Source organism: Pantoea sp. EABMAA-21 (assembly GCF_030053335.1).
Classification (GTDB): Bacteria; Pseudomonadota; Gammaproteobacteria; order Enterobacterales; family Enterobacteriaceae; genus Pantoea; species Pantoea communis.
In genome coordinates this window covers 174,784-199,289 of the sequence record NZ_JASGBX010000011.1, presented here as the reverse complement: position 1 = coordinate 199,289, position 24,506 = coordinate 174,784, and the positions used below count along the sequence as shown (strand labels likewise).

Here is a 24,506-nt window from a genome sequence, read left to right as displayed (position 1 = left end):
CGCCCGCGTCATATTTCAGACTGGAGTAAATAGAGCATGCCTAAGTACCGTTCTGCCACCACCACCCATGGTCGTAACATGGCGGGTGCACGCGCCCTGTGGCGCGCCACAGGAATGACCGACGCCGATTTCGGTAAACCGATTATCGCCGTGGTTAACTCATTCACCCAATTCGTGCCGGGCCACGTGCACTTGCGCGATATGGGCAAGCTGGTGGCTGAGCAAATCGAAGCCGCCGGTGGTGTCGCCAAAGAGTTCAACACCATCGCGGTGGATGACGGTATCGCCATGGGTCATGGCGGCATGCTGTATTCACTGCCTTCGCGCGAGCTGATCGCCGATTCCGTGGAGTACATGGTGAACGCGCACTGCGCCGATGCCATGGTGTGTATCTCTAACTGCGACAAAATCACCCCCGGCATGCTGATGGCGTCACTGCGCCTCAACATCCCGGTGATCTTTGTGTCCGGCGGTCCGATGGAAGCCGGTAAGACCAAACTGTCTGACAAAATCATCAAGCTGGACCTGGTTGATGCGATGATTCAGGGTGCTAACCCGAACGTCAGCGATGAAGACAGCGATAAAATCGAACGCTCTGCGTGCCCAACCTGTGGTTCTTGTTCAGGGATGTTCACTGCGAACTCGATGAACTGTCTGGCCGAAGCGCTGGGTCTGGCACAGCCAGGCAACGGTTCACTGTTGGCGACCCACGCCGACCGTAAAGAGCTGTTCCTCAACGCCGGTAAGCGCATCGTTAGCCTGACCAAAAAGTATTACGAGCAGGATGATGAGCGCGTACTGCCACGCAACATCGCCACCAAAGCGGCATTTGAGAATGCGATGACGCTGGATATCGCCATGGGCGGTTCCACCAACACCGTTCTGCACCTGCTGGCAGCGGCGCAGGAAGGCGAAATCGAATTCAACATGTCAGATATCGACCGCCTGTCGCGCAAAGTACCGCACCTGTGCAAAGTGGCACCGAGTACGCCGAAATATCACATGGAAGATGTGCACCGTGCTGGTGGCGTTGTCGCGATTCTGGGCGAGCTGGATCGTGCCGGGCTGATCGATACCAGTGCGCGCAACGTTCTGCAGCAGAGCATGCGTGAGACCCTGGATCAGTACGACATCATGCTGACCCAAGACGAAGCGGTGAAGAAAATGTTCCGCGCGGGCCCAGCCGGCATCCGTACCACCCAAGCCTTCTCACAAGACTGCCGTTGGGACACACTCGATGATGACCGTAAAGAGGGTTGTATCCGTACTCGTGAGCACGCCTTCTCTCAGGATGGCGGTCTGGCCGTGCTGTACGGCAACATCTCAGAAGATGGTTGTATCGTCAAAACCGCCAGCGTTGATGCTGAGCTGCTGACCTTCAAAGGTCCAGCCAAAGTTTATGAAAGCCAGGATGACGCGGTAGATGCGATCCTCGGCGGCAAAGTTGTGGCGGGCGATTGCGTGGTGATCCGTTACGAAGGGCCAAAAGGCGGTCCGGGCATGCAGGAAATGCTCTATCCAACCACCTATCTGAAATCCATGGGCTTGGGTAAAGCTTGTGCGTTGATCACCGATGGTCGTTTCTCCGGCGGTTCTTCCGGTCTCTCTGTCGGTCACATCTCACCTGAAGCGGCGAGTGGCGGTACCATTGCGCTGATCCAGGATGGCGACATGATTGAGCTGGATATCCCGAACCGTCGTATCCATCTGGATCTGCCAGACAACGAAATCCACGCTCGTCGTGAAAAAGAGTTGGCGCGTGGCGAAGCGGCCTACACCCCGCACAACCGCGAACGTGCCGTCTCCTTCGCGCTGCGTGCTTATGCATCACTCGCGACCAGCGCTGATAAAGGCGCGGTACGCGATAAGTCCAAGCTGGGAGGCTAACAACTGATGGCTGAGTCTCAACCGCTACCCGCGTCGCCTAACGGCGCGGAGTATTTGCGCGCAGTGCTGCGTGCGCCTGTGTACGAAATTGCGCAGGTGACGCCGCTGCAGAAAATGGAAAAAATTTCATCGCGTCTCGGCAACACCATTCTGGTGAAGCGTGAAGATCGCCAGGCAGTGCACAGCTTCAAGCTGCGTGGGGCATATGCGATGATTGCCGGACTGACCGAAGAGCAAAAAGCACGCGGCGTGATTACGGCTTCGGCCGGTAACCACGCACAGGGTGTGGCACTTTCGGGGAGTCGGCTTGGCATCAAATCACTGATTGTGATGCCGGTGGCCACGGCGGACATCAAGGTTGATGCAGTGCGCGCATTTGGCGGTGAGGTTTATCTGTTTGGTGCTAACTTCGACGAGGCAAAAGCCAAAGCCATCGAGCTGGCCGAGCAGCAGGGTTACACCTTTGTGCCACCGTTTGACCACCCGGCAGTAATTGCCGGGCAGGGCACGCTGGCCATGGAACTGCTGCAACAAGATGCGCATATCGATCGCGTATTTGTACCGGTCGGCGGTGGCGGTCTGGCGGCGGGTGTGGCGGTGCTGATCAAACAGCTGATGCCGCAGATCAAAGTGATCGCGGTAGAGTCGGAAGACTCAGCCTGCCTGAAAGCGGCACTGGATGCGGGCGAGCCGGTGGATCTGGCGCGCGTCGGTTTGTTTGCTGAAGGTGTGGCGGTGAAGCGCATCGGCAGCGAAACCTTCCGTTTGTGCAAAGAGTATCTCGACGACATCATCACCGTGGACAGTGATGCCATCTGCGCGGCGGTGAAAGACCTGTTCGAAGATGTGCGTGCGGTGGCGGAACCTTCGGGCGCGCTGGCACTGGCAGGGATGAAGAAGTACATCCAGCAGCACGACATCAAAGGCGAGCGCCTCGCGCACGTCTTGTCGGGCGCTAACGTCAACTTCCACGGTCTGCGCTACGTGTCAGAACGCTGTGAAATTGGTGAACAGCGCGAAGCGTTGCTGGCGGTGACGATTCCAGAACAGCAGGGCAGTTTCCTGCGTTTCTGTCAGACGCTGGGTGGCCGTTCCATCACCGAGTTCAACTATCGCTATGCGGATGCCGATAACGCCTGCATCTTCGTTGGGGTGCGCTTAACGCGCGGTCTGGAAGAGCGCAGTGAGATCATCAGCCAGCTCAGCGAAGGTGGCTACCAGGTGGTGGATCTGTCAGATGATGAGATGGCGAAGCTGCACGTGCGCTACATGGTCGGCGGTCGTCCATCGAAACCGCTGCGCGAGCGCCTGTTTAGCTTTGAGTTCCCGGAAGCACCGGGCGCGCTGCTGAAGTTCCTGCAGACGCTCGGCGCACACTGGAATATCTCGTTGTTCCACTATCGCAGCCACGGTACCGATTTTGGTCGCGTGCTGGTGGCCTTCGAAGCCAACGATCAAGAGCCGGATTTCGAAACCCATCTCACGGCGCTGGGCTACGAATGGCACGATGAAGCGAACAACCCGGCGTTCCGTTTCTTCCTCGCCGGGCAGTAACTACAGCAGGTTCCAGAAAGCACTGATAAGCGGCTCCCCGAGCCGCTTTTTTTGTACACACACGCCAAGCTCCAGCGGCGCGACCGACTCGACATTCTCCAGCGTCAGCACGCGATTACGTACCGGCTCCGGGCTGTTCTCCAGCACCACATCCGGCAGCAGCGCAATGCCACATCCCAGCGCCACCATCGAGACAATCGCCTCATGCCCGGAAACCGTGGCGTAAATTTGTGGATTGGGAATGCGATGGCGACGGAACCACAAATCAATGCCGCGCCGCACCGGGCCTTGTTCCGGCACGATAAACGGAATCTGCGACCAATCAGGTTGCGCCTGTGTGGCCTGGCTGCGCACCGCACACGGCAGCGCGGGCGCGATCAGCACCAGCGGAAGAATGGCGAGCGGTGTGAAGTCGATGCTGGCGGGCAGCGATTCCGGACGTCCGGCAATGGCCAAATCTGCCTCGCCAGATTGCACCATCTCAATTGCGTCGGCGGCATCGCCGGTGGTGAGTTTGATTTCCACCTGCGGATGTTCGGCGCGGAAGCGATCGAGAATCGGCGGCAAATGGCTGTAAGCGGCGGTCACCGAGCAAAAAATGCGCAGCTCGCCGCTCAGTGAAGGACCGTTCAGATCCATTACGTGGCGCAGCTGTTGATATTGCAACAAGGTTTGCTGAGCAAATTGCTTAAGGCGCTCGCCGGCTTCAGTGAGCGTCACGGTGCGGTTATCACGCAGGAACAGCGCGTGACCGACATCTTCCTCAAGGCGCTGAATCTGGCGAGAGAGCGTGGAGGGACTGACGTGCATAGCACGCGCGGTGCGACCAAAGTGACAGCTTTCGGCCAGATGAAGAAAGAGCTTCAGGTCTCGTAAATCCATGCGCGTTTCACCTCAACGTGTTGTTGCAAATTCTGCAATGTGACCTTGCTAATATATCAATTTAAGCAATGGATTTCCTGTCATATGATGGGGTCATTCGCGGCACTGAATACGGTGCTGTTACCGAACAAAAGCAAACACAACATCTAACCGGAGTACCCATGGCTAACTACTTCAACACATTGAATCTGCGCAACCAGTTAGCGCAGTTAGGCAAATGTCGTTTCATGTCACGCGATGAATTCGCGGATGGCGCTAGCTTCCTGAAAGGCAAGAAAGTCGTTATCGTTGGCTGTGGCGCTCAGGGTCTGAACCAGGGTCTGAACATGCGTGACTCCGGTCTGGATATCGCTTATGCACTGCGTGCTGAAGCGATTGCTGAGAAGCGTGCTTCTTTCCGCAAAGCGACCGATAACGGTTTCAAAGTGGGTACTTACGAAGAGCTGATCCCACAGGCGGATCTGGTGGTTAACCTGACGCCAGACAAGCAGCACTCAGCGGTAGTTAAAGCGGTACAGCCTCTGATGAAAGATGGCGCAGCGCTGGGCTACTCACACGGTTTCAACATCGTTGAATCTGGTGAAACCATCCGTAAAGACATCACCGTGGTGATGGTAGCACCGAAGTGCCCAGGCACTGAAGTGCGTGAAGAGTACAAGCGTGGTTTCGGTGTGCCAACCCTGATCGCGGTTCACCCAGAAAACGATCCAAAAGGCGAAGGCCTGGCAATCGCTAAAGCCTGGGCTGCTGCCACCGGCGGCGACCGTGCTGGCGTGCTGGAATCTTCCTTCGTTGCTGAAGTGAAATCTGACCTGATGGGCGAGCAGACTATCCTGTGCGGTATGCTGCAGGCCGGTTCTCTGCTGTGCTTCGATAAGCTGGTGGCTGAAGGTCACGACGCGGCTTATACCGAAAAACTGATTCAGTTCGGCTGGGAAACCATCACCGAATCACTGAAATTCGGTGGCATCACCCTGATGATGGATCGCCTGTCTAACCCGGCGAAAATCCGTGCTTACGCACTGTCTGAGCAGCTGAAAACCATCATGGCTCCGCTGTTCCAGAAGCACATGGATGACATCATCTCTGGCGAATTCTCTTCCGGCATGATGGCTGACTGGGCGAACGACGACAAAAACCTGCTGACCTGGCGTGAAGAGACCGGTGCAACTGCATTCGAGAACGCACCACAGTTCGAAGGTAAAATCGACGAGCAAGAGTACTACGACAAAGGCGTTGTGATGGTTGCCATGGTGAAAGCGGGCGTTGAGCTGGCCTTCGAAACCATGATCGATGCAGGCATCATTGAAGAGTCTGCTTACTACGAATCACTGCACGAGCTGCCGCTGATCGCGAACACCATCGCACGTAAGCGTCTGTATGAAATGAACGTGGTTATCTCTGATACCGCAGAATACGGTAACTACCTGTTCTCCTTCGCGGCAGTACCGCTGCTGAAAGAGTTCATGACCACGCTGCAGCCAGGCGATCTGGGCAAAGCGATTGAAGGCACTCAGGTTGATAACGCACAGCTGCGTGACGTTAACGAAGCCGTTCGTCAGCACCCAATCGAAGCGGTTGGCCGCAAACTGCGTGGCTACATGACCGATATGAAACGCATCGCGGTTGCTGGCTAATCCCCGCACGACACCGTTTTCAGCACAAGAAGAACCCCGGCTTGCCGGGGTTTTTTTATGCCTGATCAGATAGGTTTCTCACACTCAGACACGACAAAACACCATTGAGCCGTAACGCATGGCGATCACGCAGTCCGGGGCCGCTTAGGGTCTGGCGTCCTCGCGCCGCTAACGCGGTGCCCTCATGTCATTCGCCCGTATCTCAATTCCGACCCAATAAAAAACCCGGCCTGAGCCGGGTTCATCATATCAATCTGCAACCATCACACCGCTTCGTACAGCGTCTGATGGCGCGTCTCTTTACAGGCAATCAGCGCAATCAGCGTCAGCACGGCCATGGAAGCCAGATAAAAACCGACCGCCTGCAAACCGTAGTTAGCGTTCAACCATGTTGCAATATAAGGCGCAACCGAGGCACCGAGAATTGACGACAGGTTATAGGAGAACGACGCGCCGGTATAACGGACTTCGGTCGGGAACAGCTCTGGCAGCAGCGCACCCATCGGCCCAAAGGTGAGACCCATAATGCTCAGGCCCAGCAGCAGGAAGCCCATCACCAGAATCTGTGAGCCTGAACCCAGCAGCATCGGGAACATCAGTGCGAAGGCAATGATCAACAAAGTAATGGTGATCATGGTGCGACGACGGCCATAGCGGTCTGCCAGCAGGCCCGCAATCGGTACCATCACACCAAAGCCAATCACCGCCACCATCAGCATCCACAGGAAGCTATTACGGGAAAAGCCTAAGCCCGCTGGCGCCGGTGCAGTGCCGTAACTCATCGAGTACACGGTCATGATGTAGAACAGCGTATAGGTCGCCAGCATGATGAAGGTGCCAAGAATCGTAGCGGTCAGATGCTTGCTCAGCAGCGTACCGATCGGCATTTTGACCTGCTTGTTCTCTTTCTGCACTTTGGCAAACACCGGGCTTTCATGCAGCGAAACGCGCACATAAAGGCCAATCAGTACCAGTACAGCAGAAAGGATAAACGGCACACGCCAGCCCCAGTTCATGAACTGCTCATCGGTCAGCAGCCAGGAGAGCAACAGGAAAGTACCGTTGGCGAAGAAGAAGCCAATTGGCGCGCCAAGCTGCGGGAATGAACCATAGAGCGCACGTTTTTTCGCTGGCGCATTTTCGGTTGCCAATAGAGCGGCGCCGCCCCATTCACCACCAAGACCCAGGCCCTGACCAAAGCGCGCCAGCGCCAGCAGCAGCGGAGCAGCAACGCCAATGGTTTGGTATCCAGGCAGCAGACCGATCAATACGGTAGAGACGCCCATGGTTAGCAGCGATGCCACCAGGGTGGCTTTACGGCCTACACGGTCGCCAAAGTGACCGAACAGCGCAGAACCAATCGGGCGCGCGACGAAGGCGATAGCAAACGTAGCCAGCGACTGTAGCGTTGCCACGGTGGCATCACCCTGCGGGAAGAAAATATGCGGAAAGACGATGACGGCCGCAGTGGCATAAATATAGAAATCGAAGAATTCGATCGCGGTGCCGACAAGCGATGCCACGACCACTTTGCCGCGTGAGTTTACGGGCGTGTCGTCGTGTTTTTTGTCGAGTGTTTCTGTGATGGAGGCTTGCATGACTGTTTCTTAATTGTAAATGTAGACAGAGAATCTTACGCACCTGTTTTGCGGCATTCAATGATGAAAACCCGCGCCAGAACAGGCATTTTCGGCGAAAAAGTGGATAATTTCTGAGTTGCGGCAATCGGCGGGTGATGGGAACGGGAAGTGTCACTTTTTTGGCGGGAATCTCTGCAAAAGGGCCAAATTAAAGTGACCCTTTAGCGTTTCCTGCTGGTTTTTGCTGGAATAATAGCCAGCAGGAAACATTTTTAGCTGTTGCGGCAAATGTAACAATTTTGCGATGTTAATTGCCCTGATGCGGCTGCGGCATCTCTTTATCATCCTTGTATTTTGCGGTGGCTATCCACGCGGCGCAGAACAGTGTCAGACGGGCAAAGAAGTAAAAGAACGCCATTAATCCCAGCACTGAACCAAAGGCTGCCCCAGAGGGCGAAGTGGCCAGCTTTGGCAGCGTCAGCGTCATCACAAATTTAATCACTTCAAAACCAATCGCCGCCAGCAGCGTGCCGCGAAATAGTGCTTTTTTGCGCGGCTTATGGCGCGGCAGAATCCAGAAAATCCACAGGAACAACAGATAGTTGGCAAAGATGGAAATCGACAGCGCAATGATGGTCATTGCCGGGCGCAGCCACTCGATATCCTCCAATCCCAACGCGTTGACGATGGCATTCTGCGCGGCACCGGCAATGGAGGTCAGCGACAGGGTAATCACCAGCGCCAGCATCAGACCCAGCAACGACACCAAATCACGCGCATATTTCTTCCATAACTTCTCTTGATCGTCCGGCTTACGCTCCCAAACATCACGCGATTGCGCGCGCACCGCCTCGCGCAAATTGCCCATCCAGTTAATGCCAGAGTAGAGCGCCAGCAGCAAACCGGTTAACCCGACCGTCGCGCGCTGCTGAATCGCGGTGTTCACGGTGTTCTTTAGCGTAGTGGCCAGCGTAGGATCGCTGATGCTGTTAACGATTTTGTTGATCAACTCGGTGAGTAAATCCTGATTCGACGCCAGCACAAAACCGACTGCCGCAAAGGAGACCATCAAAATCGGTATCAGAGATAGGAAGGAGAAGTAAGTGATCGCTGCGCCAAACTGGCTGCCGAGGCGATCGTTAAACCGATCCAGCGCGCGCATAAAATGCGCCACCGCCGGAATGGCCTGGAACCAGGCCGCAAAGCGCGACACGTTCTGGATTGAGCCATCCACGGTTTTGTTACCGGTCTTGATATCTATCAGCGGCTTCTTTTCAGCCGTGGGTTCTTGGTTAGGTTTGTCTGTCATAGACGATAATCATCCTGTTCACTGCGAAATTAAAATTATAGCCCTTTATGTCACATACTCCTGCAACACCTGACTCAGCCACTCCATAAACACCCGCACGCGACGTGCTACGTTGCGGCGATGTGGGTAAAGCAACGAAATCGGCATCGGCTTGGCGGGGAAGTGATGCAGCACTTCCACTAACTGGCCTGATTCCAGCAGTGGCTGCACACCAATCGCGGGCACCTGAATAATGCCTAATCCCGCGATGCAGGCGGCACGATAAGTTTCGGTGCTGTTCACCGTCACCACGCCGCCGGTCTGAACATAGTGGCACTGCTTACCATCAAAATATTCAAACCCCAAAGAGGGCTGCCCCAGCTGCTGGGTGTAATGCACCATCGCGTGCTGTGCAAGATCTTCGAGGCGCACCGGCATGCCGAAGCGGGAAAGGTAGTCGGGACTGGCGCAATTAATCAAGGCATGTGATCCGATTTTTCGCGCAATCAGACCCGAATCTTTCAGCTCGCCCACGCGGATCACGCAGTCAAAACCTTCACGAATCACATCCACCTGGCGATCGCTGCTGCTAAGCTCAATTTCGATGCCGGGATACTGCTGCAGAAACTCAGGCAAACGCGGCAGGATAAATCCGGTGGCCATGGCGACCGACATATCGACGCGCAACTTGCCGCTCAGGGTGGCGGGATCGTGCTGGAACAGGCTGTCCATATCGTCGAGCATCGACAACAGATCAAGACAGCGATCGTAGTAGACCAGCCCATCCTGGGTGAGATGAACACGCCGCGTGGTGCGATGCAGCAGACGCGTGCCCATTTGATTTTCCAGCGCCTGAAGCTGGCGCGATACGCTGCCTTTTGGTAGTCCAAGACTTTCAGCCGCACGGGTAAAACTGCCCATTTCTGCCACCCGCACAAAAACCTGCATTGCGTGAATTTTATCCATGTTGTTCACCGATTGTTGTTGTTAGTGAAACAGTGCTGCGTATTCCTCTGCGTTTATAGATCAATTTATAGCGAATATCCTTATCCCGTGTTCAATTTTCCATCTGGAGCGAAACATGAGTCATAAAATTGCATTGATTACCGGCGGTAACCGCGGTTTGGGCAAGAATGGTGCGCTGAAACTGGCGGCCAAAGGCGTGGATATCCTTTTTACCTATCGTGGTCACGCGGAAGAAGCGCAGGCCGTGGTGAAAGAGATTGAAGCATTGGGCGCACGTGCGGTGGCGTTACAGCTGGATGTCGGCGACAGCAGCACCTTCGACAGCTTCGTGGCGCAGGTGAAAGAGACACTGCAAAAAACCTGGCAACGCGACAACTTTGATTATTTAGTGAACAATGCCGGTCACGGTCACTACAAGTTGTTTGCGGAAACCACCGAAGAGGAGTTTGATGCGCTGATCAACGTGCACTTCAAAGGGCCTTACTTCCTGACGCAGAAGCTGCTGCCGCTGATTATCGATGGTGGTCGCATCCTGAACATCTCCAGCGGATTAACACGCATGACGCTGCCGGGTTCAGGCACCTATGCCTCGGTGAAAGGGGCGATGGAAGTGCTGACGCGCTATCAGGCCAAAGAGCTGGGCGAGCGTCGTATTCGCGTCAATATTCTGGCGCCGGGTGCGATTGAAACTGATTTCGGCGGTGGACGCGTGCGCGATACCAAAGATCTCAACGATCACATTGCCTCGGCGACATCGCTGGGCCGCGTTGGCCAGCCAGATGATATTGGTGACGCCATCAGCGCCATCCTGAGCGAAGAAACCGGCTGGATCACCGCGCAGCGTATTGAAGCTTCAGGTGGGCAGGCGTTGTAAGAATGCACGATTAAGCACGCTGTAATAATGCGCGATAAATCGCGCCGCTACGCAACCGTGCAGATGGCCGTAGCGGCGCAATTTATTGCGCGTATTTTAGATCTCAATCGTCCCGTCAATCACGGTCACCGTCTGGCCGCCAATCCAGATGCTCTCACCACTAAAACTCACCTGAATCCGTCCTTCACGCTGAATGGCGCTGCCCTGACGTGCGCGATAATCCTCAGTTTTCCCCTGCGCCGCAAAGTAACGTGCCAGACAGGCGTTGGCGCTGCCGGTTACCGGATCTTCGGTCAGGCTGCCGTTCTCAACCAGCAGCGCGCGCACTTCGAATTGCTCGCCGCAATCCTCTGGCAGCGGGCCAAACAGCGCAGTCCCATTGACGTCGGCATGCTTTTGCAAGCGCAGCAGATCCGCCGCGCTGGCCTGCACATCCAGCACCGCCTGTGCGCTGTTCATCGGAATCAGCAGCCAGCGAATGCCCATATCGACAATGGTCGGCGTCTGGTTGGTGTCAAAGGCCTCGCTGTTCAATGCGCTGCTCATCAACGCGTCATCAAATGGCGTCAGCGTGACGTTGGGGGCCGCGAAGGCCAGCGCGCCATCCTCGCTAATGCGCACATCCACCAGGCCGACGCCGCACTCTTGCACAATCTTGCCCGGCGTTTTCACTTGCCAGCCCGCTTCCAGCAAGGCGTGAGCTGTGCCCAACGTCGGATGCCCGGCAAACGGCAATTCCCCTTCGGTGGTAAAAATGCGCACCCGGTAATCGGCTGCGGTATCCTGTGTTGGCAGGACAAAGGTGGTTTCCGACAAATTGGTCCAGCGGGCAATAGCAGCCAGCTGGGCGTCACTTAATCCCTCTGCATCCATAATCACTGCCAGCGGATTACCTTTGAACGCTGTTGAGGTAAACACATCCACCTGCTTAAACGCGACTTTCATTTTCACTCCTTGCTGGTTGAGGCACTCTGACATCCTGATTTACATCCTGCAGATTGCTAATGGCAGCCAACAGGACTATGAATAGGTTAAGAATTCTGGAATCGGAGTCCGCTATGTTAAAAGTTCTTGGTCGTACTTCTTCAATCAACGTGCGCAAAGTTCTGTGGTTGTGTTCAGAACTGGATCTCGCGTATGAGCTCGAACCCTGGGGTGAAGACCCGCAATCGCTGCACTCGGCGGAATTCATGGCGCTCAACCCTAATGCCATGGTGCCGGTGATCATCGAAGATGACTTCGTGATGTGGGAATCCAACGCCATTCTGCGCTATCTCGCCAACAGCAATGGCGGCGACTGGCTCTATCCTGAAAACCCACGAGCGCGTGCACCGGTGGATCAGTGGATGGACTGGCAAGCCACCGAACTCAATACTTCCTGGCGCTATGCGTTTATGTCACTGGTGCGCAACTCGCCCGCCCATCAGGATCCGCGTTTGCTGGCCGCCGCGATTAAAGGCTGGACGCACACCATGAATATTCTTGACCAGCATCTGCAAAAAACCGGGCGCTACGTCGCAGGACGCAATTTCTCGCTGGCAGACATTCCTGTGGGGCTTGCAGTCAATCGCTGGTTTGAAACCCCGCTGGAGCACCCTGAATTTCCCGCCGTACAACTCTATTACGAGCGTCTGACCGAGCGTGAGGGCTACACCACCTGGGGCCGCAACGGCAAACCCTGATCCTGTCCCGGTGCCAGGCCTGTGATTTCGCAGGCTAGCGCGCCGGTGCGTTTTAGTGCCCACGTATAACGCTCATCAAACGGATAACAGCAGGAGAGGCGCAGTGCATGTTTATAACGGTCGCTCAGCGAATAGAGCGCTCCCGGCGTCACGCAAATCTGCTCCTGCAATAACCGATGGAACATCTCCACGGTATCCACTTTCCCCGGCAACTCCACCCAAAACACAAAACCACCTTTTGGCAGCGTAGCGCGTGTCCCCTGCGGAAAATGGCGCGCCATGATGCCGCGCGCCGCATCGAGATTGGCGGCATAGCGGCGGCGCAGCGAGCGCAGATGATGATCGTATCCGCCGCTGGCGAGGAATTCGGCGAGGGTTTCACACAACAACCGCGATTCAGACATCGATGAGACAGCTTTCAAACGGGCGATGGTCTGATGGAAACGACCGGCCGCGGTCCAGCCCACGCGGAAATCCGGCGCCACGGTTTTGGTAAAGCTGGTGCAGTAAATCACCCAGCCCTCGCTATCAAAGGCTTTCACCGGCGGCGAGAGTGGCCAGTCGAACTGCAGCTCGTCATACAGCCCATCTTCGAGCATCGGGACGTGGTAAGTATTCACTAACTTCGCCAGTCGCTCCTTATTTTCCAGGGGCATCACATAGCCCAGCGGGTTCTGCGCGCCGGGCATGGCGATCAGCGCCTGAATACGCTTCTCCTGTAACAACATCTCTAGCGCATCCAGCGACAACCCTTGCTGAGGATCGGTGGGAATCTCCAGCGCCTTCAGGCCCAGAGAGGCCAGCAGGGGGAACAGGAAGAAGTAAGTGGGAGATTCCAGCCCAATGCAGTCGCCAGGCTTGGTCACCGCCCGCAGCGCCAGCTGTAACGCTTCCATGCAGCCGTGGGTGAGGGTGATCTCTTGCGCGGTCAGATTGATACCGGTGTGCAGACTGCGACGTGCAATCTCCTCCCGTAAGCGCTCACTACCCGGCGGGAGCGCATAGCGCCCGACGATGTCGGGGTTGTGCCGTAAAATGCCCGAGGTAATTCGGCCTAAGCGCGCTGCCGGATAAAAGGTGCCATCCTGCGGACAGGCCAAAGAGATATTGGTGTAATCGGCATTATTCTGCGCGGCAAACACCTGCTCAATCAGTTCCAGCTTCTGCGTGCTCGGGTCGTTGATTTTCGCGGGCAGCGGTTTGACCGGACGCGTCACGGCTGGCATCACGCCACGCACGTAATAGCCCGATTGCGGACGCGCTTCAATCAGGCCGCGATCTTCAAGGATTTGCCAGGCATTAAGCACCGTATTGACGCTAACCTGATGCGATTGTGCCACGCGGCGGATGGCGGGCAGCCGTTTTCCCGGTTTCAGCGTGCCCTGATGAATCGACTCGGCAAAGCTATCTGCCAGCTGCTGATACAGCGTTTGACCGGATGAAAGGGGAAGGGACACAAAAGCCTCCGCGTGCGATGGGTACAATCTAAATTAATATTAACTGTATCCATTACAATAGCGGTTTTGTGTCTCTGTTTCCATCGCCCGATACGCATTAGCATGAAGTTAACTTTGAACCATCAGGAAGCGCATCATGCTCGACCCTTCATTCTTCAGCTACGTCACGGTGATGTCGATCACCCCCGGCCCGAACAACCTGCTGCTCGCCACATCGGGCGTCAATTTTGGTTTCAAGCGCACCTTGCCGATGCTGTTTGGCATTCTGGTGGGCTGTGCGATACAGATGCTGTTGGCAAGTATGGCGTTGGATGTGTTGCTGCACTGGATGGCATCCATTCGTTTACCACTCACGATGGTGGGATGCAGTTACTTACTCTGGCTGTCATGGAAAATTTTTCGTGCTGCAGCACCAGAAGCGCGTGAGCGTCCGCGTCCGATGACGCTGGTGGGCGGCATCTGTTTTCAGGCGGTGAATCCCAAAGCCTGGCTGATGGTGACTAACGTGGCGCTGATGTACGCCAACAGCAACGGCGTCATCACAGTATTGCTGGGATTTGCCGCATTGAACTTACCTTGCATCCTGATCTGGGCCGCGATGGGGGATCGTCTGCGCAGTCATCTGCAAGTGGCGTGGAAACGTCAGGCGTTTAACAGTTTGATGGCACTGTCGCTGGTGGCCACCACGGCCTGGATGCTGTACGACGCGGTACTGCTGAGCTAAAACCAAGCATGCAATAGAAGCAAATGGGGCGCTATCATTGGCCCCCCTGCAATTTTAGAGACCCACCAGGCTCTCTAAAGGAATGCCAAACTGCTTGTGCAGATTGCGAATCATCTCCAGAGACAAAGAGCGTTTGCCGTTTAACACTTCATAGACGCGATTACGTCGGCCTATGGCAGGCTCCAGATCTTTGGCAGTCAATCCCTGTTGTTCCATACGAAATTTAATCGCCTCAATCGGATCGGCAGCTTCAATAGGGTAGTGCTCTTTCTCCCACGCTTCGATCAGCATGCTCATCACAATCATATAATCGCTTTCTGGCGTGCCCAGCTCAGGCACATCATCAAAGAGCGGAGAGATGGCCTCCAGGGCCGCTTCGTAATCAAGTTCGTTGCGAATGGGTTTAATGGTCAGTGTCATTTACGTTGCTCCACTGTGTTTGCGTCAATGGCATCGTATTCCCGGTGTGTGCCGATAAATTTTATAAAAATCAGCTTCTGCGGGTAAGCGATGGCCGCAACCAGTCGATAATCATTTCCCTTAATGTTAAATACCACGCGACTGCCTTTCAAAATGCTGGCGCTGCGGTATTGATCCTTGATGTCTGCTGGATTTAACCAATTGGTCTTTTGCGCTTCATCAATCCAGGCTCTCAACGGCTGAGCTGAGTCGGGGTTCGCCGTCATGAACTCCCTGAGTGTCCGTACCGATATGATTCTCATGTCGCGCATCTTAGTCCCGCCTTGGGACTATAGCAAACTCATATCCCAATTTGGGACATTTCTCGCATTTAGCCATAAAAAAGGCCGCTTGCGCGGCCTTATCATTATTCACGGCAATCAGGATTGCCTGGTTACTTCCCCACCACGTGCGCCGTCTCGCGGGCTTCGTCGTTCGCCGCGTCTGGCGTAACGATCGGTGCGTAGTCGAGTTGCAGTACGCGGCTGGTTTCCGCCAGAATCTTCTCGGTCAGCGCTACGTCACCGTTCATCTTACGGCCCCAGGTTGGGATCACCGCGCGGATTTTGGTCTGCCACTCTGGTGAACGCATCTGCTCAGGGAAGGCTTTCGCCATCAGCTCCAGCATAATCGGCGCTGCAGTAGATGCCCCCGGCGAAGCGCCGAGCAGGGCTGAAATCGAACCATCTTCAGAGGTCACGACTTCCGTGCCTAAACGCAGTACGCCGCCCTCTTTCTCATCGTTCTTGATGATCTGCACGCGCTGGCCAGCAGTGACTAAACGCCAGTCTTCCTGTTTCGCCTGCGGCACATAAGCACGCAGCGCTTCCATTCGATCGTCATCGCTTTGCAGCACCTGATCGACCAGATATTTCACCAGGTCAAAACTCTTCAGGCCGACCTGCATCATCGGCAACAGGTTGCTGCCGTTCATCGCGCCGAACATATCCAGCAGCGAGCCCTGTTTCAGGAATTTGGTCGAGAAGGTGGCGAATGGGCCAAACAGCAGTACCTGCTTACCATCCAGCACACGCGTATCCACGTGCGGTACCGACATCGGCGGCGCGCCCACGCTGGCTTTACCGTACACTTTCGCCATGTGCTGCTGCACCACTTCTGGATTCTCGGTCACGAGGAAGGAACCGCCCACCGGGAAACCGGCGTAGCCTTTCACTTCCGGGATGCCGGATTTTTGCAGCAGTGGCAACGCCGCACCGCCCGCACCGATAAACAGCTGGCGCGTGGTCAGCAGGCGATTTTCACCGCTGGCCAGATTGTGTAGCGTCACTTGCCAGCGGCCATCGCTCAGGCGCTTGATATCACGCACTTCCTGACGCAGACGCAGGCGGAAATTGGCTTTCTTCTGTAAAGAGGCAATCAGTTGACGCGTCACTTCACCGAAGTTGACGTCGGTGCCCATTTCGGTCCAGGTGGCCGCCACTTTCTGTTTGCTGTCACGGCCATTCATCACCAGCGGAATCCACTGGGTGATCTGGTCGCGATCTTCTGAATAGTTCATGCCACGGAACAGGGTGCTTTTTTGCAGCGCCTGGAAACGTTTGCGCAGGAACTCAACGTTATCGTCGCCCCAGACGAAGCTCATGTGCGGCGTACTGTGGATAAAGCTTTTTGGATTGCGCAGGTTGCCTTTCTGAACGTGGTACGCCCAGAACTGACGAGAAATCTGGAACGATTCGTTGATCGCCACCGCTTTTGCAATGTCGATGCTGCCATCCGCCTTCTGCGGCGTATAGTTCAGCTCGGCCAACGCAGCGTGACCGGTCCCGGCATTATTCCAGCCATTGGAGGATTCCACCGCGACATCGTCGAGGCGTTCCACCATCTCAATCGACCAGTCCGGCTCCAGATCCTGCAGCCATGCGCCAAGGGTGGCACTCATCACGCCTGCGCCGATCAGCAGTACGTCGACATCCTTTCGTTCCTGAAGGTTTGCGCTATCCATACCAGCGGCGGCGAGCGCCAGGTTTACCGCAGTAGTACTCATGAGGCGACATCTCCTCTCTCTGTTGACCTGAAGTTCAACAGGTTCGCAGGCGAAACAGCCACGCTTCTTTCGAGCGCGTCGCGCTATTTCTCAAAGGTTAAGACTCAGGTTTAAGTCAGGGGACGATAACGGTTAACTGCACGTTATGCATATGCATTTGAATATAACATTCTCGTATCGGAATTAAACGTTTGTTTATTTTTTAAAGGCCGAAATGATTCAGCATAAGAATTAATCAGCTCGACCCCGCTGTCATAAGGGATTTTTATCCCTTAATCAGAGGGTTATGGTAATGCAGTTGTTGCGATATTGTGAGAGGAATGCACAGGGTAATGTTCGGAGAGTGAGCGGCATCACACTTTAAATGTATGATTAATAACAATTTGTAGTGGATTGATTTTTTATGCGGTTTTTATGTTGCGTGATATTTCGCCAGATCGTGTAAAACTAATGTTACATTTCTGTGAGTATTAATTTTTCGCCGCGTCAGACAGTGGTCAGAGGAAAAAAGCATTACGCGGCGGTGGGGATCACTGCTTAGCGAGGCGACGCCATGCAAAGCGGATGACAAAAAATTCAATCGCGCCCAGCAGCAGGAACCACAGGCAAAACACGATAGTGTAGAGCTGATTCAGGTCCTGCAAATGCAGCATCTCCTGAATCCGTCTGGATAATTCCAGGCCGAATTGCGGCGCGGGCAATAGCAGCGCGGAGAGAAAGCCCAGCAGCAGGATTCCGCCAGGGATAATCAGCGTTTCAAACGGGTTTTTCATCGCAGGTTTCCTATCAATTAGCGCGGGCATTAGCGCATAAAAGCGTGCTGGCGTGCAATCCCTGTGCCGGGTCACCCTAAGAAAATTCTTCTATTCCATCCACTTAGCGTCATAAATAGCGCAAGTTAAGAGTTATAGCCTTTGCTATACTTAAATCCATGATTTTACTGTCTTTTTTTTGGTGATTTTGCATGCTAGACTGCGCGCACTTTTTCATTACTGAACAATAGATGCGGAAAATCGCTCGCTTGAAGGCATTTTTCGCGGCATTGATTGAAAACCCATGACATTTATCGCAACTCTGATTCTGGCCTTTGGTATGTCGATGGACGCTTTCGCCGCAGCACTGGGCAAAGGCGCGTCGCTGCATCGCCCGAACTTCAAAGAAGCGCTGCGCACCGGCCTGATCTTTGGTGTGATTGAAATGCTGACGCCGCTGATTGGCTGGGCGATTGGCCTGGCGGCCAGTCGCTACATCATGGCATGGGATCACTGGGTGGCCTTTGCCCTGTTAACCGTTCTTGGCGGCCGCATGATGATGGAAGGTTTCCGTCAGACGGCGGATGAACCCTGCGAAGCACCACAGCGTCATGGCTTTATGGTCTTGGCATTGACCGCGGTGGCTACCAGTCTTGATGCGCTGGCGGTGGGCGTCGGCCTGGCATTCCTGCAGGTGAATATTGTGCTTACCGCGCTGACCATTGGTGCCGCTACCACCATCATGGCCACGACTGGCGTGATGGTGGGTCGCTTTATCGGTCCGGTGATGGGTAAATGGGCGGAAGTGCTGGGTGGACTGGTACTGATCAGCATCGGCTGCACCATCCTTAATCAACATCTCAACCTCTTCGGCTAATTCAGGCATCTGCCAAACCCCTCATTTTGTGATCTGGCTCAAATATAATTGCGTGAAAAACGCGCGTTAGTTATACTTTTCGCGTATTTCTTCAACAATTTTTGAGCCAGGTATCCAATGAAACGTTTTTTCCGCTACGTGTTTCGTGCATATGTTGAGACTTTCAAGCACGTCCCACCAGGCGCACTGCATTAATCGCACTTATACCCTCGATAATCGCGGTCAGGGATCGACCTGTGGTTATCAATGATTTTCTTATCTCCCCCGCTCAATATCGACTCGAATTTTCTCTCTATCAATGGCTTAGTACCCTTAACCATCAGTTTTGGATCTGGCTATAGCCTGATGTTATACCCCGCTACCAAACAAGCATTCGTCACCTCTTAACCCGCATGGAATAGTCGATTCAGACCCTCTAACCCGTCTGAAACGAGAAACATCATGCTGATCCCTCAACCCTATTTATTGTTCCTTGGCGATGTCACCGATCCACTGGCCGCTAAAACGGCGCGCGGCATTCACGTTTGGCGCCCTGAGCAGTGCGTCGGCGAAATTAAACTGCCGGGCTGTACTGTCAGCTTAGGTCTGGACGTACTCGATATCGCCACGGCAAAAGAACGTGGCGCAAAAACGCTGGTACTGGGCACCGCCAATGCCGGTGGTTATCTGCCGGAGCACTGGCTTGATACCGTTAAAGGCGCGATCAAAGCGGGCATGAACGTGGCGAGCGGCTTGCACCATCGCCTGGTAGATGAGCCAGAGTTGGTGGCGTTAGCCCAGGAGTTTGGCGTTGAGCTGTTTGACCTGCGCCATATGCGTCCAAAACTGAATGTTGGAAGCGGTAAAAAGCGTACAGGTAAGCGTGTACTTACTGTCGGTACGGACTGCTCAGTCGGCAAGATGTACACCTCGCTGGCGCTGGAAGCGGCAATGCGTGAACGCGGCATGAAGGCGGATTTCCGCGCCACCGGACAAACCGGCATTCTGGTTGCTGGTGCAGGCATCGCGATTGATGCGGTGATTGCCGATTTCATCGCCGGTGCTGTAGAAGCCCTGTCACCCGCCAATGATGCCGACCACTGGGATATCGTTGAAGGTCAGGGCTCGCTGTTCCATCCTTCTTATGCGGGCGTCAGCATGGGTCTGATTCACGGTGCGCAGCCGCACTGGCTGGTGATGTGTCACGAAATGGGCCGTCCGCACATGCGTCATTTACCGCATCAGCCGATGGTGAGTTTGAAAGATTGCGTGGAGGCCAACCTGCGCGCGGCCGATGTCACCAGCGATAATGTGCAACTGGCCGGTTTTGCCATCAACACCTCCAACTACAGCGAAGAAGAAGCTCGCGCCTATTGTGCGGACGTTAGCGCCGAATTCGGCGTGCCGGCCACCGATCCGGTGCGTTTTGGTATCGCGGATATCGCCGCCCTGCTGCAGGAGCGTGGCTAAGATGCGGCGCATGCAGATTGAAGTGCTGGAGCTGCCGCTGGCGCGTCCTTTCGCTATTTCGCGTGGCACGCGTACCGCCGTCACTGTCATTCGCGTCACGCTGGAGCAGAACGGCTTTATTGGTCGTGGCGAGTGCACGCCGACACCGCGTTACGATGAAACACCAGATAGCGTCGAGGCGCAGCTGGAAGTGATGCGTAAGGATGTCGAAGCGGGCTTAAGCCGAATCGATCTGCAAAGCCGTTTATCTGCCGGTTCAGCGCGTAATGCGCTGGACTGTGCGCTGTGGCGCCTTGATGCCGCGCTGGCGAAGCAGACACTGTGGCAGCAGTGCGTACGCACTGCACCGCCTTCGGTGATCACGGCGGAGACCTTAAGCCTCGACTCCATCGAAAACATGGCAGCTGCGGCGGTTGATGCCGTATCGCGTGGTGCCATCCTGCTGAAAATCAAACTGAATCGTGACGAGATTTTAGAGAAAGTGGCGGCCATCAGAAAGGCTGCGCCACGTGCCACCTTGATCATTGACGCCAACGAAGCCTGGTCGGGCGTCGATCTGCAAAGCCTGCTTATCGCGCTGCAAGCGTACAACATCGCCATGGTTGAACAGCCGCTGCCTGCCGGACAAGACCAGGATCTGCAACGGTTTAACCACCCGATCCCGGTGTGCGCCGATGAGAGTTGCCACACGCGTGAAGACATCGCCGAGCTGCGTAATCGCTACGAGATGATCAACATTAAGCTGGATAAGTGCGGCGGCCTGACTGAAGCCTTAGCGATGGTCGAAGAAGCGCAAAAGCTGGATATGCGTCTGATGGTCGGCTGCATGCTGGGCTCCTCACTCGCAATGGAAGCTGCGCTGCCGGTGGCGATTGCTGCAGAACACGTGGATCTCGATGGCCCCATCTGGCTGGCCGCCGATAGCTCACCCTTCCTTTCCTACGCTCAAGGCCGAATCTGGCTGTAACCGCAAGAGGCAACGATGACGGACACTTTACTTACCCCCAACGCCGCCAGCGTTGCCGGTCCCGCGCCGGTACTCGCGATACAGGATCTTAGCGTCTCGTTTCGCGGCCGCAGCGGCGTAAATCAGGCACTGAAAGGCATCAGTTTTGCCATTTATCCCGGTGAAGTCGTCGCCGTGGTCGGTGAAAGCGGCTCGGGCAAATCGGTCACTTCGCTGGCTGTGATGGGCCTGCTGGCCGCTTCAGGCCGTATCGATCGCGGCAGCATGCAGTTCCGCGATCGTCAGGGTAAAGCCCACACGCTGGAAACGCTGGATGAAACCCAACGCCGCACCTTGCGCGGGCGCGAAATGGCGATGATTTTTCAGGAGCCGATGACCTCGCTCAACCCGGTACTGCGGGTGGGCGATCAGTTGACGGAAGCACTGCGTGACCATCAGATGTGCGACAAAGCCGCTGCGGATGCGCGTGCGCGGGCACTGCTGCGCCAGGTGCGCATCGCCGATGTCGATCGCGTGATGAAAAGCTACCCGCACTCGCTGTCAGGCGGCATGCGCCAGCGCGTGATGATTGCGCAGGCGCTGGCGTGCGATCCACAGCTGCTGATTGCCGATGAACCCACTACCGCGCTGGACGTCACCGTGCAGGCGCGCATTCTGCACATCCTGCGCGACCTGCAACGCGAGAAGCAGATGGCAGTGCTGTTTATCACCCATGACATGGGCGTGGTGGCGGAAATTGCCGACCGCGTGGTGGTGATGCTGCGCGGCGAAGTCGTGGAACAGGGGACGGTCGCGGACATCTTCAACGCGCCACAGCATCCTTACACCAAAGCGCTGCTTGCTGCCGTGCCGAAACTGGGTGACATGCGCGAGCAACGCTGGCCGCAGCGCTTCCCACTGTTGGGTGCCACTCAGCCCGCCGATAGCGGTGAGCAGCGCACCGCCCGTTATGACGAAACGCCATTGCTGGATGTGCGCGGTTTAAAAGTCTATTACCCGATTCGCAGTGGCATCTTTTCCGCCTTGACCCATCAGGTGCATGCGGTGGAGCAGATCGACTTCAGCCTGTGGCCGGGTGAAACCCTGGCGATTGTGGGTGAGAGCGGCTGCGGCAAATCCACTACCGGCCGCGCGCTGATGCGCCTGATCAAGAGTCAGTCTGACAGCATTCATTTCCAGGGCAATGAAATCGCTAATCTGAAAGAGGCGGAGTTTCAACCGCTGCGCCGCGAAATCCAGATGGTATTTCAGGATCCCTACGCCTCTTTAAACCCGCGTCTGACAGTGGGCTTCACCATTGCCGAGCCGCTGCTGCTGCACGGTCTGGTGAAATCGCTGGAAGAAGCCACGCCGCAGGTTGAAGCCTTGCTGAAAAGCGTTGGTCTGTTGCCCGAACATGCCACGCGTTATCCCCATGAGTTTTCCGGCGGCCAGCGCCAGCGTATTGCGATTGCCCGCGCCATGGCCTTGAAACCGAAAGTCATCATCGCCGATGAGGCCGTCTCGGCACTGGATGTCTCGATCCAGGCGCAGGTGGTGAACCTGATGATGGACCTGCAAAAGCAGACTGGTGTCGCGTGGATTTTCATCTCGCATGATATGGCGGTGGTGGAGCGTATCGCTAACCGCGTGGCGGTGATGTATCTCGGCCAGATTGTCGAGCTTGGCCCGCGTCAGTCGGTGTTCAACCAACCGCAACATCCGTATACCCAACGTCTGCTGGCCTCGGTGCCGGTGGCCGATCCACAGAACCGTCAGACCCGTACTTTCGAAGATAGCGAAATTCCTTCGCCGCTGCGCAAGTTGGGCGAAACGGTCACCAAACCCCGTTATCGCCAGGTTGCCCCGCAACACTGGGTCGCTGACGACATTGCATCGCGCTAACGCTCAATACCAGGAGATTTCATGAAAACCCTTTTTCGCCGTTCGTCACTGGCTTTTGGCTTGACCCTCGCGCTGGCTGCCGCCGCGCAGGCGCAGGATCTGCGTATTTCGATGTATGCCGATATCACCGGTCTCGATCCACACGATACCTCGGATAACGTCAGCTATTCGGTGCAGAGCGGTATCTTTGAACGCCTGTTCCAGTTCGATGCGCAGATGAAACTGCAACCCTGGCTGGCGACCGGTTATACCAATAATGACAACGCCACCGAATTTACCCTGACGCTGCGCAAAGGTGTCACTTTCCAGGACGGTACGCCGTTTGATGCTGAAGCGGTCAAGGCCAACCTCGATCGCCTCGCCGATCAGACCAAAGGCCTGAAGCGCAACAGCCTGTATAAGATGATTGCCAACGTCACGGTGCTGGCGCCGGATCAGGTGAAAATTGACCTCAATCAATCCTTTGGTGCTTTCATCAACACCCTGGCACACCCGTCAGCGGTGATGTGGAGCCCGGCGATCCTCAAACAGTACCCGGAAGAAGCACAGCTGCGCCTGCATCCGGTCGGCACCGGTCCGTTCAAGTTTGTTGACTGGCAGCCGGGCAAGGCCGTTTCGCTGGTGAAGTATGATGGCTACTGGCAGAAAGGCTGGCCGAAGGTGGATAAAGTGACCTTCTCGCCAAGCCCGGAAGATGCCACACGCGTTGCCGCATTGAAATCAGGACAGGTGGATGCGATCTGGCCGCTGCCGTCGGATCTGATCGCGACTGTGCAGAGCGACAGCAAATTAGCGATCCAGCGCGATCCGAGTATTTATCTCTACTACATGGCAATCAACACCCAGCACAAACCATTGGCGGATGTGCGCGTGCGTCAGGCGATCAACTACGCCATCGACCGCAATCTGTGGCTGAAAGTGGCGTTTGCTGGCATGGGTAAACCCGCTTCGTCCGCGATGCCGGAAGGGGTGCAGTTCTATCAGAAGCAGAGCGAACCGAATTATCACTACGCCCCGGATGAAGCCAAAGCCTTGTTGAAAGCTGCCGGCTATCCGAACGGTCTGGATTTGAAACTGTGGACCACCAACACCACCGCCAGCGTGCGCGCGGCGCAGGTGCTGAAAGCCCAGCTGGCAACGGTAGGCATTCGCGCCACAGTGACGCCAATGGATTCCGGTACCCGTAACGCCAAGCTGTGGGGCGTTAAGGATCCTAAAGCAGCCGAATTCGACCTCTATTACGGCGGCTGGTCAACCTCGACCGGTGATGCGGACTGGGCGCTGCGCCCGCTGTATGCCACCGAATCCTGGGTACCGACCTCGTATAACGTTTCGTACTTCAGCAATCCGGATGTGGATAAAGCCATTGCTGGTGGGTTAGCCACCGCCGATCCGGCTAAGCGCGGTGAAGCCTATGCGGAAGCCCAGAAAATGCTGTGGAAAGATGCGCCCGTCGCCTTCCTCGGCACGCCAGATAACCTGGTGGGCAAGCGCAGCAACCTGACGGGCGTATCGATGCTGGCAGATGGCAACTTCCTCTACACCCAGGCGGCATTTAAGTAAGGCAGGGCGTTAATCCCTC

The 24,506-nt window shown here is 55.6% G+C and carries 22 protein-coding genes; 12 read left to right on the top strand and 10 right to left on the bottom strand.

Annotated features, from left to right (window positions below; genetic code table 11):
• The first annotated feature begins 36 nt into the window (after positions 1 to 36).
• Together ilvD and ilvA are read left to right on the top strand one after the other, a co-directional pair.
• Positions 37 to 1,887, top strand: coding sequence for a dihydroxy-acid dehydratase (gene ilvD, locus QMZ65_RS17145; protein WP_097119460.1), 1,851 nt, complete (start codon positions 37 to 39; stop codon positions 1,885 to 1,887).
• A gap of 6 nt (positions 1,888 to 1,893) precedes the next feature.
• Positions 1,894 to 3,441, top strand: a complete 1,548-nt coding sequence (gene ilvA, locus QMZ65_RS17140; protein ID WP_097119459.1) for a threonine ammonia-lyase, biosynthetic — start codon at positions 1,894 to 1,896, stop codon at positions 3,439 to 3,441.
• On the opposite strand, the gene ilvY is transcribed toward ilvA, so the two are convergent.
• The gene (ilvY, locus tag QMZ65_RS17135; protein ID WP_034820008.1) at positions 3,442 to 4,323 is read right to left on the bottom strand and encodes an HTH-type transcriptional activator IlvY; all 882 of its coding nucleotides are present in this window, start codon (positions 4,321 to 4,323) and stop codon (positions 3,442 to 3,444) included. It abuts the gene before it with no gap.
• A gap of 161 nt (positions 4,324 to 4,484) precedes the next feature.
• Between ilvY and ilvC the strand changes: the two genes are divergently transcribed.
• The gene (ilvC, locus tag QMZ65_RS17130; protein ID WP_097119457.1) at positions 4,485 to 5,960 is read left to right on the top strand and encodes a ketol-acid reductoisomerase; all 1,476 of its coding nucleotides are present in this window, start codon (positions 4,485 to 4,487) and stop codon (positions 5,958 to 5,960) included.
• 263 nt (positions 5,961 to 6,223) lie between these two features.
• On the opposite strand, the gene QMZ65_RS17125 is transcribed toward ilvC, so the two are convergent.
• The 3 genes from QMZ65_RS17125 to QMZ65_RS17115 form a co-directional block, all read right to left on the bottom strand.
• Positions 6,224 to 7,558: an MFS transporter gene (locus tag QMZ65_RS17125; RefSeq protein ID WP_034820002.1), complete on the bottom strand. Its 1,335-nt coding sequence runs from the start codon at positions 7,556 to 7,558 to the stop codon at positions 6,224 to 6,226.
• Positions 7,559 to 7,847: 289 nt separating this feature from the next.
• Positions 7,848 to 8,849, bottom strand: coding sequence for an inner membrane protein YhjD (gene yhjD, locus QMZ65_RS17120; RefSeq protein WP_034819999.1), 1,002 nt, complete (start codon positions 8,847 to 8,849; stop codon positions 7,848 to 7,850).
• A 45-nt stretch (positions 8,850 to 8,894) separates the two neighbouring features.
• Positions 8,895 to 9,794 carry a LysR family transcriptional regulator gene (locus QMZ65_RS17115; protein ID WP_160833742.1) on the bottom strand — a complete coding sequence of 300 codons (900 nt, stop codon included), beginning with the start codon at positions 9,792 to 9,794 and terminating at the stop codon, positions 8,895 to 8,897.
• A 115-nt stretch (positions 9,795 to 9,909) separates the two neighbouring features.
• Here QMZ65_RS17115 and QMZ65_RS17110 point away from each other — a divergent pair, with 115 nt between their 5' ends.
• Complete coding sequence (locus QMZ65_RS17110; RefSeq protein ID WP_283216411.1) at positions 9,910 to 10,668, top strand: SDR family NAD(P)-dependent oxidoreductase; 759 nt, start codon at positions 9,910 to 9,912, stop codon at positions 10,666 to 10,668.
• Between the two features lie 96 nt (positions 10,669 to 10,764).
• On the opposite strand, the gene QMZ65_RS17105 is transcribed toward QMZ65_RS17110, so the two are convergent.
• Positions 10,765 to 11,613: a PhzF family phenazine biosynthesis protein gene (locus QMZ65_RS17105; protein ID WP_283216410.1), complete on the bottom strand. Its 849-nt coding sequence runs from the start codon at positions 11,611 to 11,613 to the stop codon at positions 10,765 to 10,767.
• A 113-nt stretch (positions 11,614 to 11,726) separates the two neighbouring features.
• On the opposite strand from QMZ65_RS17105, the gene QMZ65_RS17100 reads away from it, so the two are divergent.
• Complete coding sequence (locus tag QMZ65_RS17100; RefSeq protein WP_038644142.1) at positions 11,727 to 12,350, top strand: glutathione S-transferase family protein; 624 nt, start codon at positions 11,727 to 11,729, stop codon at positions 12,348 to 12,350.
• Here the strand turns inward: QMZ65_RS17100 and QMZ65_RS17095 are convergent.
• The gene (locus QMZ65_RS17095) at positions 12,317 to 13,807 is read right to left on the bottom strand and encodes an aminotransferase-like domain-containing protein (RefSeq protein ID WP_283216409.1); all 1,491 of its coding nucleotides are present in this window, start codon (positions 13,805 to 13,807) and stop codon (positions 12,317 to 12,319) included. The genes QMZ65_RS17100 and QMZ65_RS17095 overlap by 34 nt on opposite strands.
• A 136-nt stretch (positions 13,808 to 13,943) precedes the next feature.
• Between QMZ65_RS17095 and QMZ65_RS17090 the strand changes: the two genes are divergently transcribed.
• Positions 13,944 to 14,531 carry a LysE family translocator gene (locus QMZ65_RS17090; protein ID WP_097119453.1) on the top strand — a complete coding sequence of 196 codons (588 nt, stop codon included), beginning with the start codon at positions 13,944 to 13,946 and terminating at the stop codon, positions 14,529 to 14,531.
• A 54-nt stretch (positions 14,532 to 14,585) separates the two neighbouring features.
• Here QMZ65_RS17090 and QMZ65_RS17085 read toward each other — a convergent pair whose 3' ends face one another.
• The 4 genes from QMZ65_RS17085 to QMZ65_RS17070 form a co-directional block, all read right to left on the bottom strand.
• Entirely contained in the window at positions 14,586 to 14,951 is a 366-nt protein-coding gene (locus QMZ65_RS17085; protein WP_080748118.1) for a helix-turn-helix domain-containing protein, read from the bottom strand.
• Positions 14,948 to 15,253 carry a type II toxin-antitoxin system HigB family toxin gene (locus tag QMZ65_RS17080; protein WP_034820085.1) on the bottom strand — a complete coding sequence of 102 codons (306 nt, stop codon included), beginning with the start codon at positions 15,251 to 15,253 and terminating at the stop codon, positions 14,948 to 14,950. Before QMZ65_RS17080 ends, QMZ65_RS17085 begins: the two co-directional genes overlap by 4 nt.
• A 131-nt stretch (positions 15,254 to 15,384) precedes the next feature.
• Positions 15,385 to 16,995: a malate dehydrogenase (quinone) gene (gene mqo, locus QMZ65_RS17075; RefSeq protein WP_097119452.1), complete on the bottom strand. Its 1,611-nt coding sequence runs from the start codon at positions 16,993 to 16,995 to the stop codon at positions 15,385 to 15,387.
• Between the two features lie 530 nt (positions 16,996 to 17,525).
• On the bottom strand, positions 17,526 to 17,768 hold the full coding sequence (locus QMZ65_RS17070) for a DUF1158 domain-containing protein (RefSeq protein ID WP_034819984.1): 243 nt from the start codon (positions 17,766 to 17,768) through the stop codon (positions 17,526 to 17,528).
• A gap of 283 nt (positions 17,769 to 18,051) precedes the next feature.
• Here QMZ65_RS17070 and mntP point away from each other — a divergent pair, with 283 nt between their 5' ends.
• The 6 genes from mntP to QMZ65_RS17045 all read left to right on the top strand — a co-directional run bounded on the left by mntP (position 18,052) and on the right by QMZ65_RS17045 (position 24,487).
• Positions 18,052 to 18,624, top strand: a complete 573-nt coding sequence (gene mntP, locus QMZ65_RS17065; RefSeq protein WP_058960691.1) for a manganese efflux pump MntP — start codon at positions 18,052 to 18,054, stop codon at positions 18,622 to 18,624.
• Positions 18,625 to 18,741: 117 nt separating this feature from the next.
• On the top strand, positions 18,742 to 18,819 hold the full coding sequence (gene azuC / locus QMZ65_RS25375; RefSeq protein WP_502921534.1) for a stress response protein AzuC: 78 nt from the start codon (positions 18,742 to 18,744) through the stop codon (positions 18,817 to 18,819).
• Positions 18,820 to 19,065: 246 nt separating this feature from the next.
• A complete protein-coding gene (gene dgcN / locus QMZ65_RS17060) occupies positions 19,066 to 20,073 on the top strand; it encodes an N-acetyltransferase DgcN (RefSeq protein WP_097119451.1) in 1,008 nt (335 codons plus the stop codon).
• Position 20,074: 1 nt separating this feature from the next.
• Entirely contained in the window at positions 20,075 to 21,040 is a 966-nt protein-coding gene (gene dgcA, locus QMZ65_RS17055) for an N-acetyl-D-Glu racemase DgcA (RefSeq protein WP_097119450.1), read from the top strand.
• Positions 21,041 to 21,055: 15 nt separating this feature from the next.
• On the top strand, positions 21,056 to 22,924 hold the full coding sequence (locus QMZ65_RS17050; protein ID WP_160833752.1) for an ABC transporter ATP-binding protein: 1,869 nt from the start codon (positions 21,056 to 21,058) through the stop codon (positions 22,922 to 22,924).
• A gap of 21 nt (positions 22,925 to 22,945) precedes the next feature.
• Positions 22,946 to 24,487 carry a glutathione ABC transporter substrate-binding protein gene (locus tag QMZ65_RS17045; protein ID WP_160869267.1) on the top strand — a complete coding sequence of 514 codons (1,542 nt, stop codon included), beginning with the start codon at positions 22,946 to 22,948 and terminating at the stop codon, positions 24,485 to 24,487.
• The last annotated feature ends 19 nt before the right edge of the window (positions 24,488 to 24,506 follow it).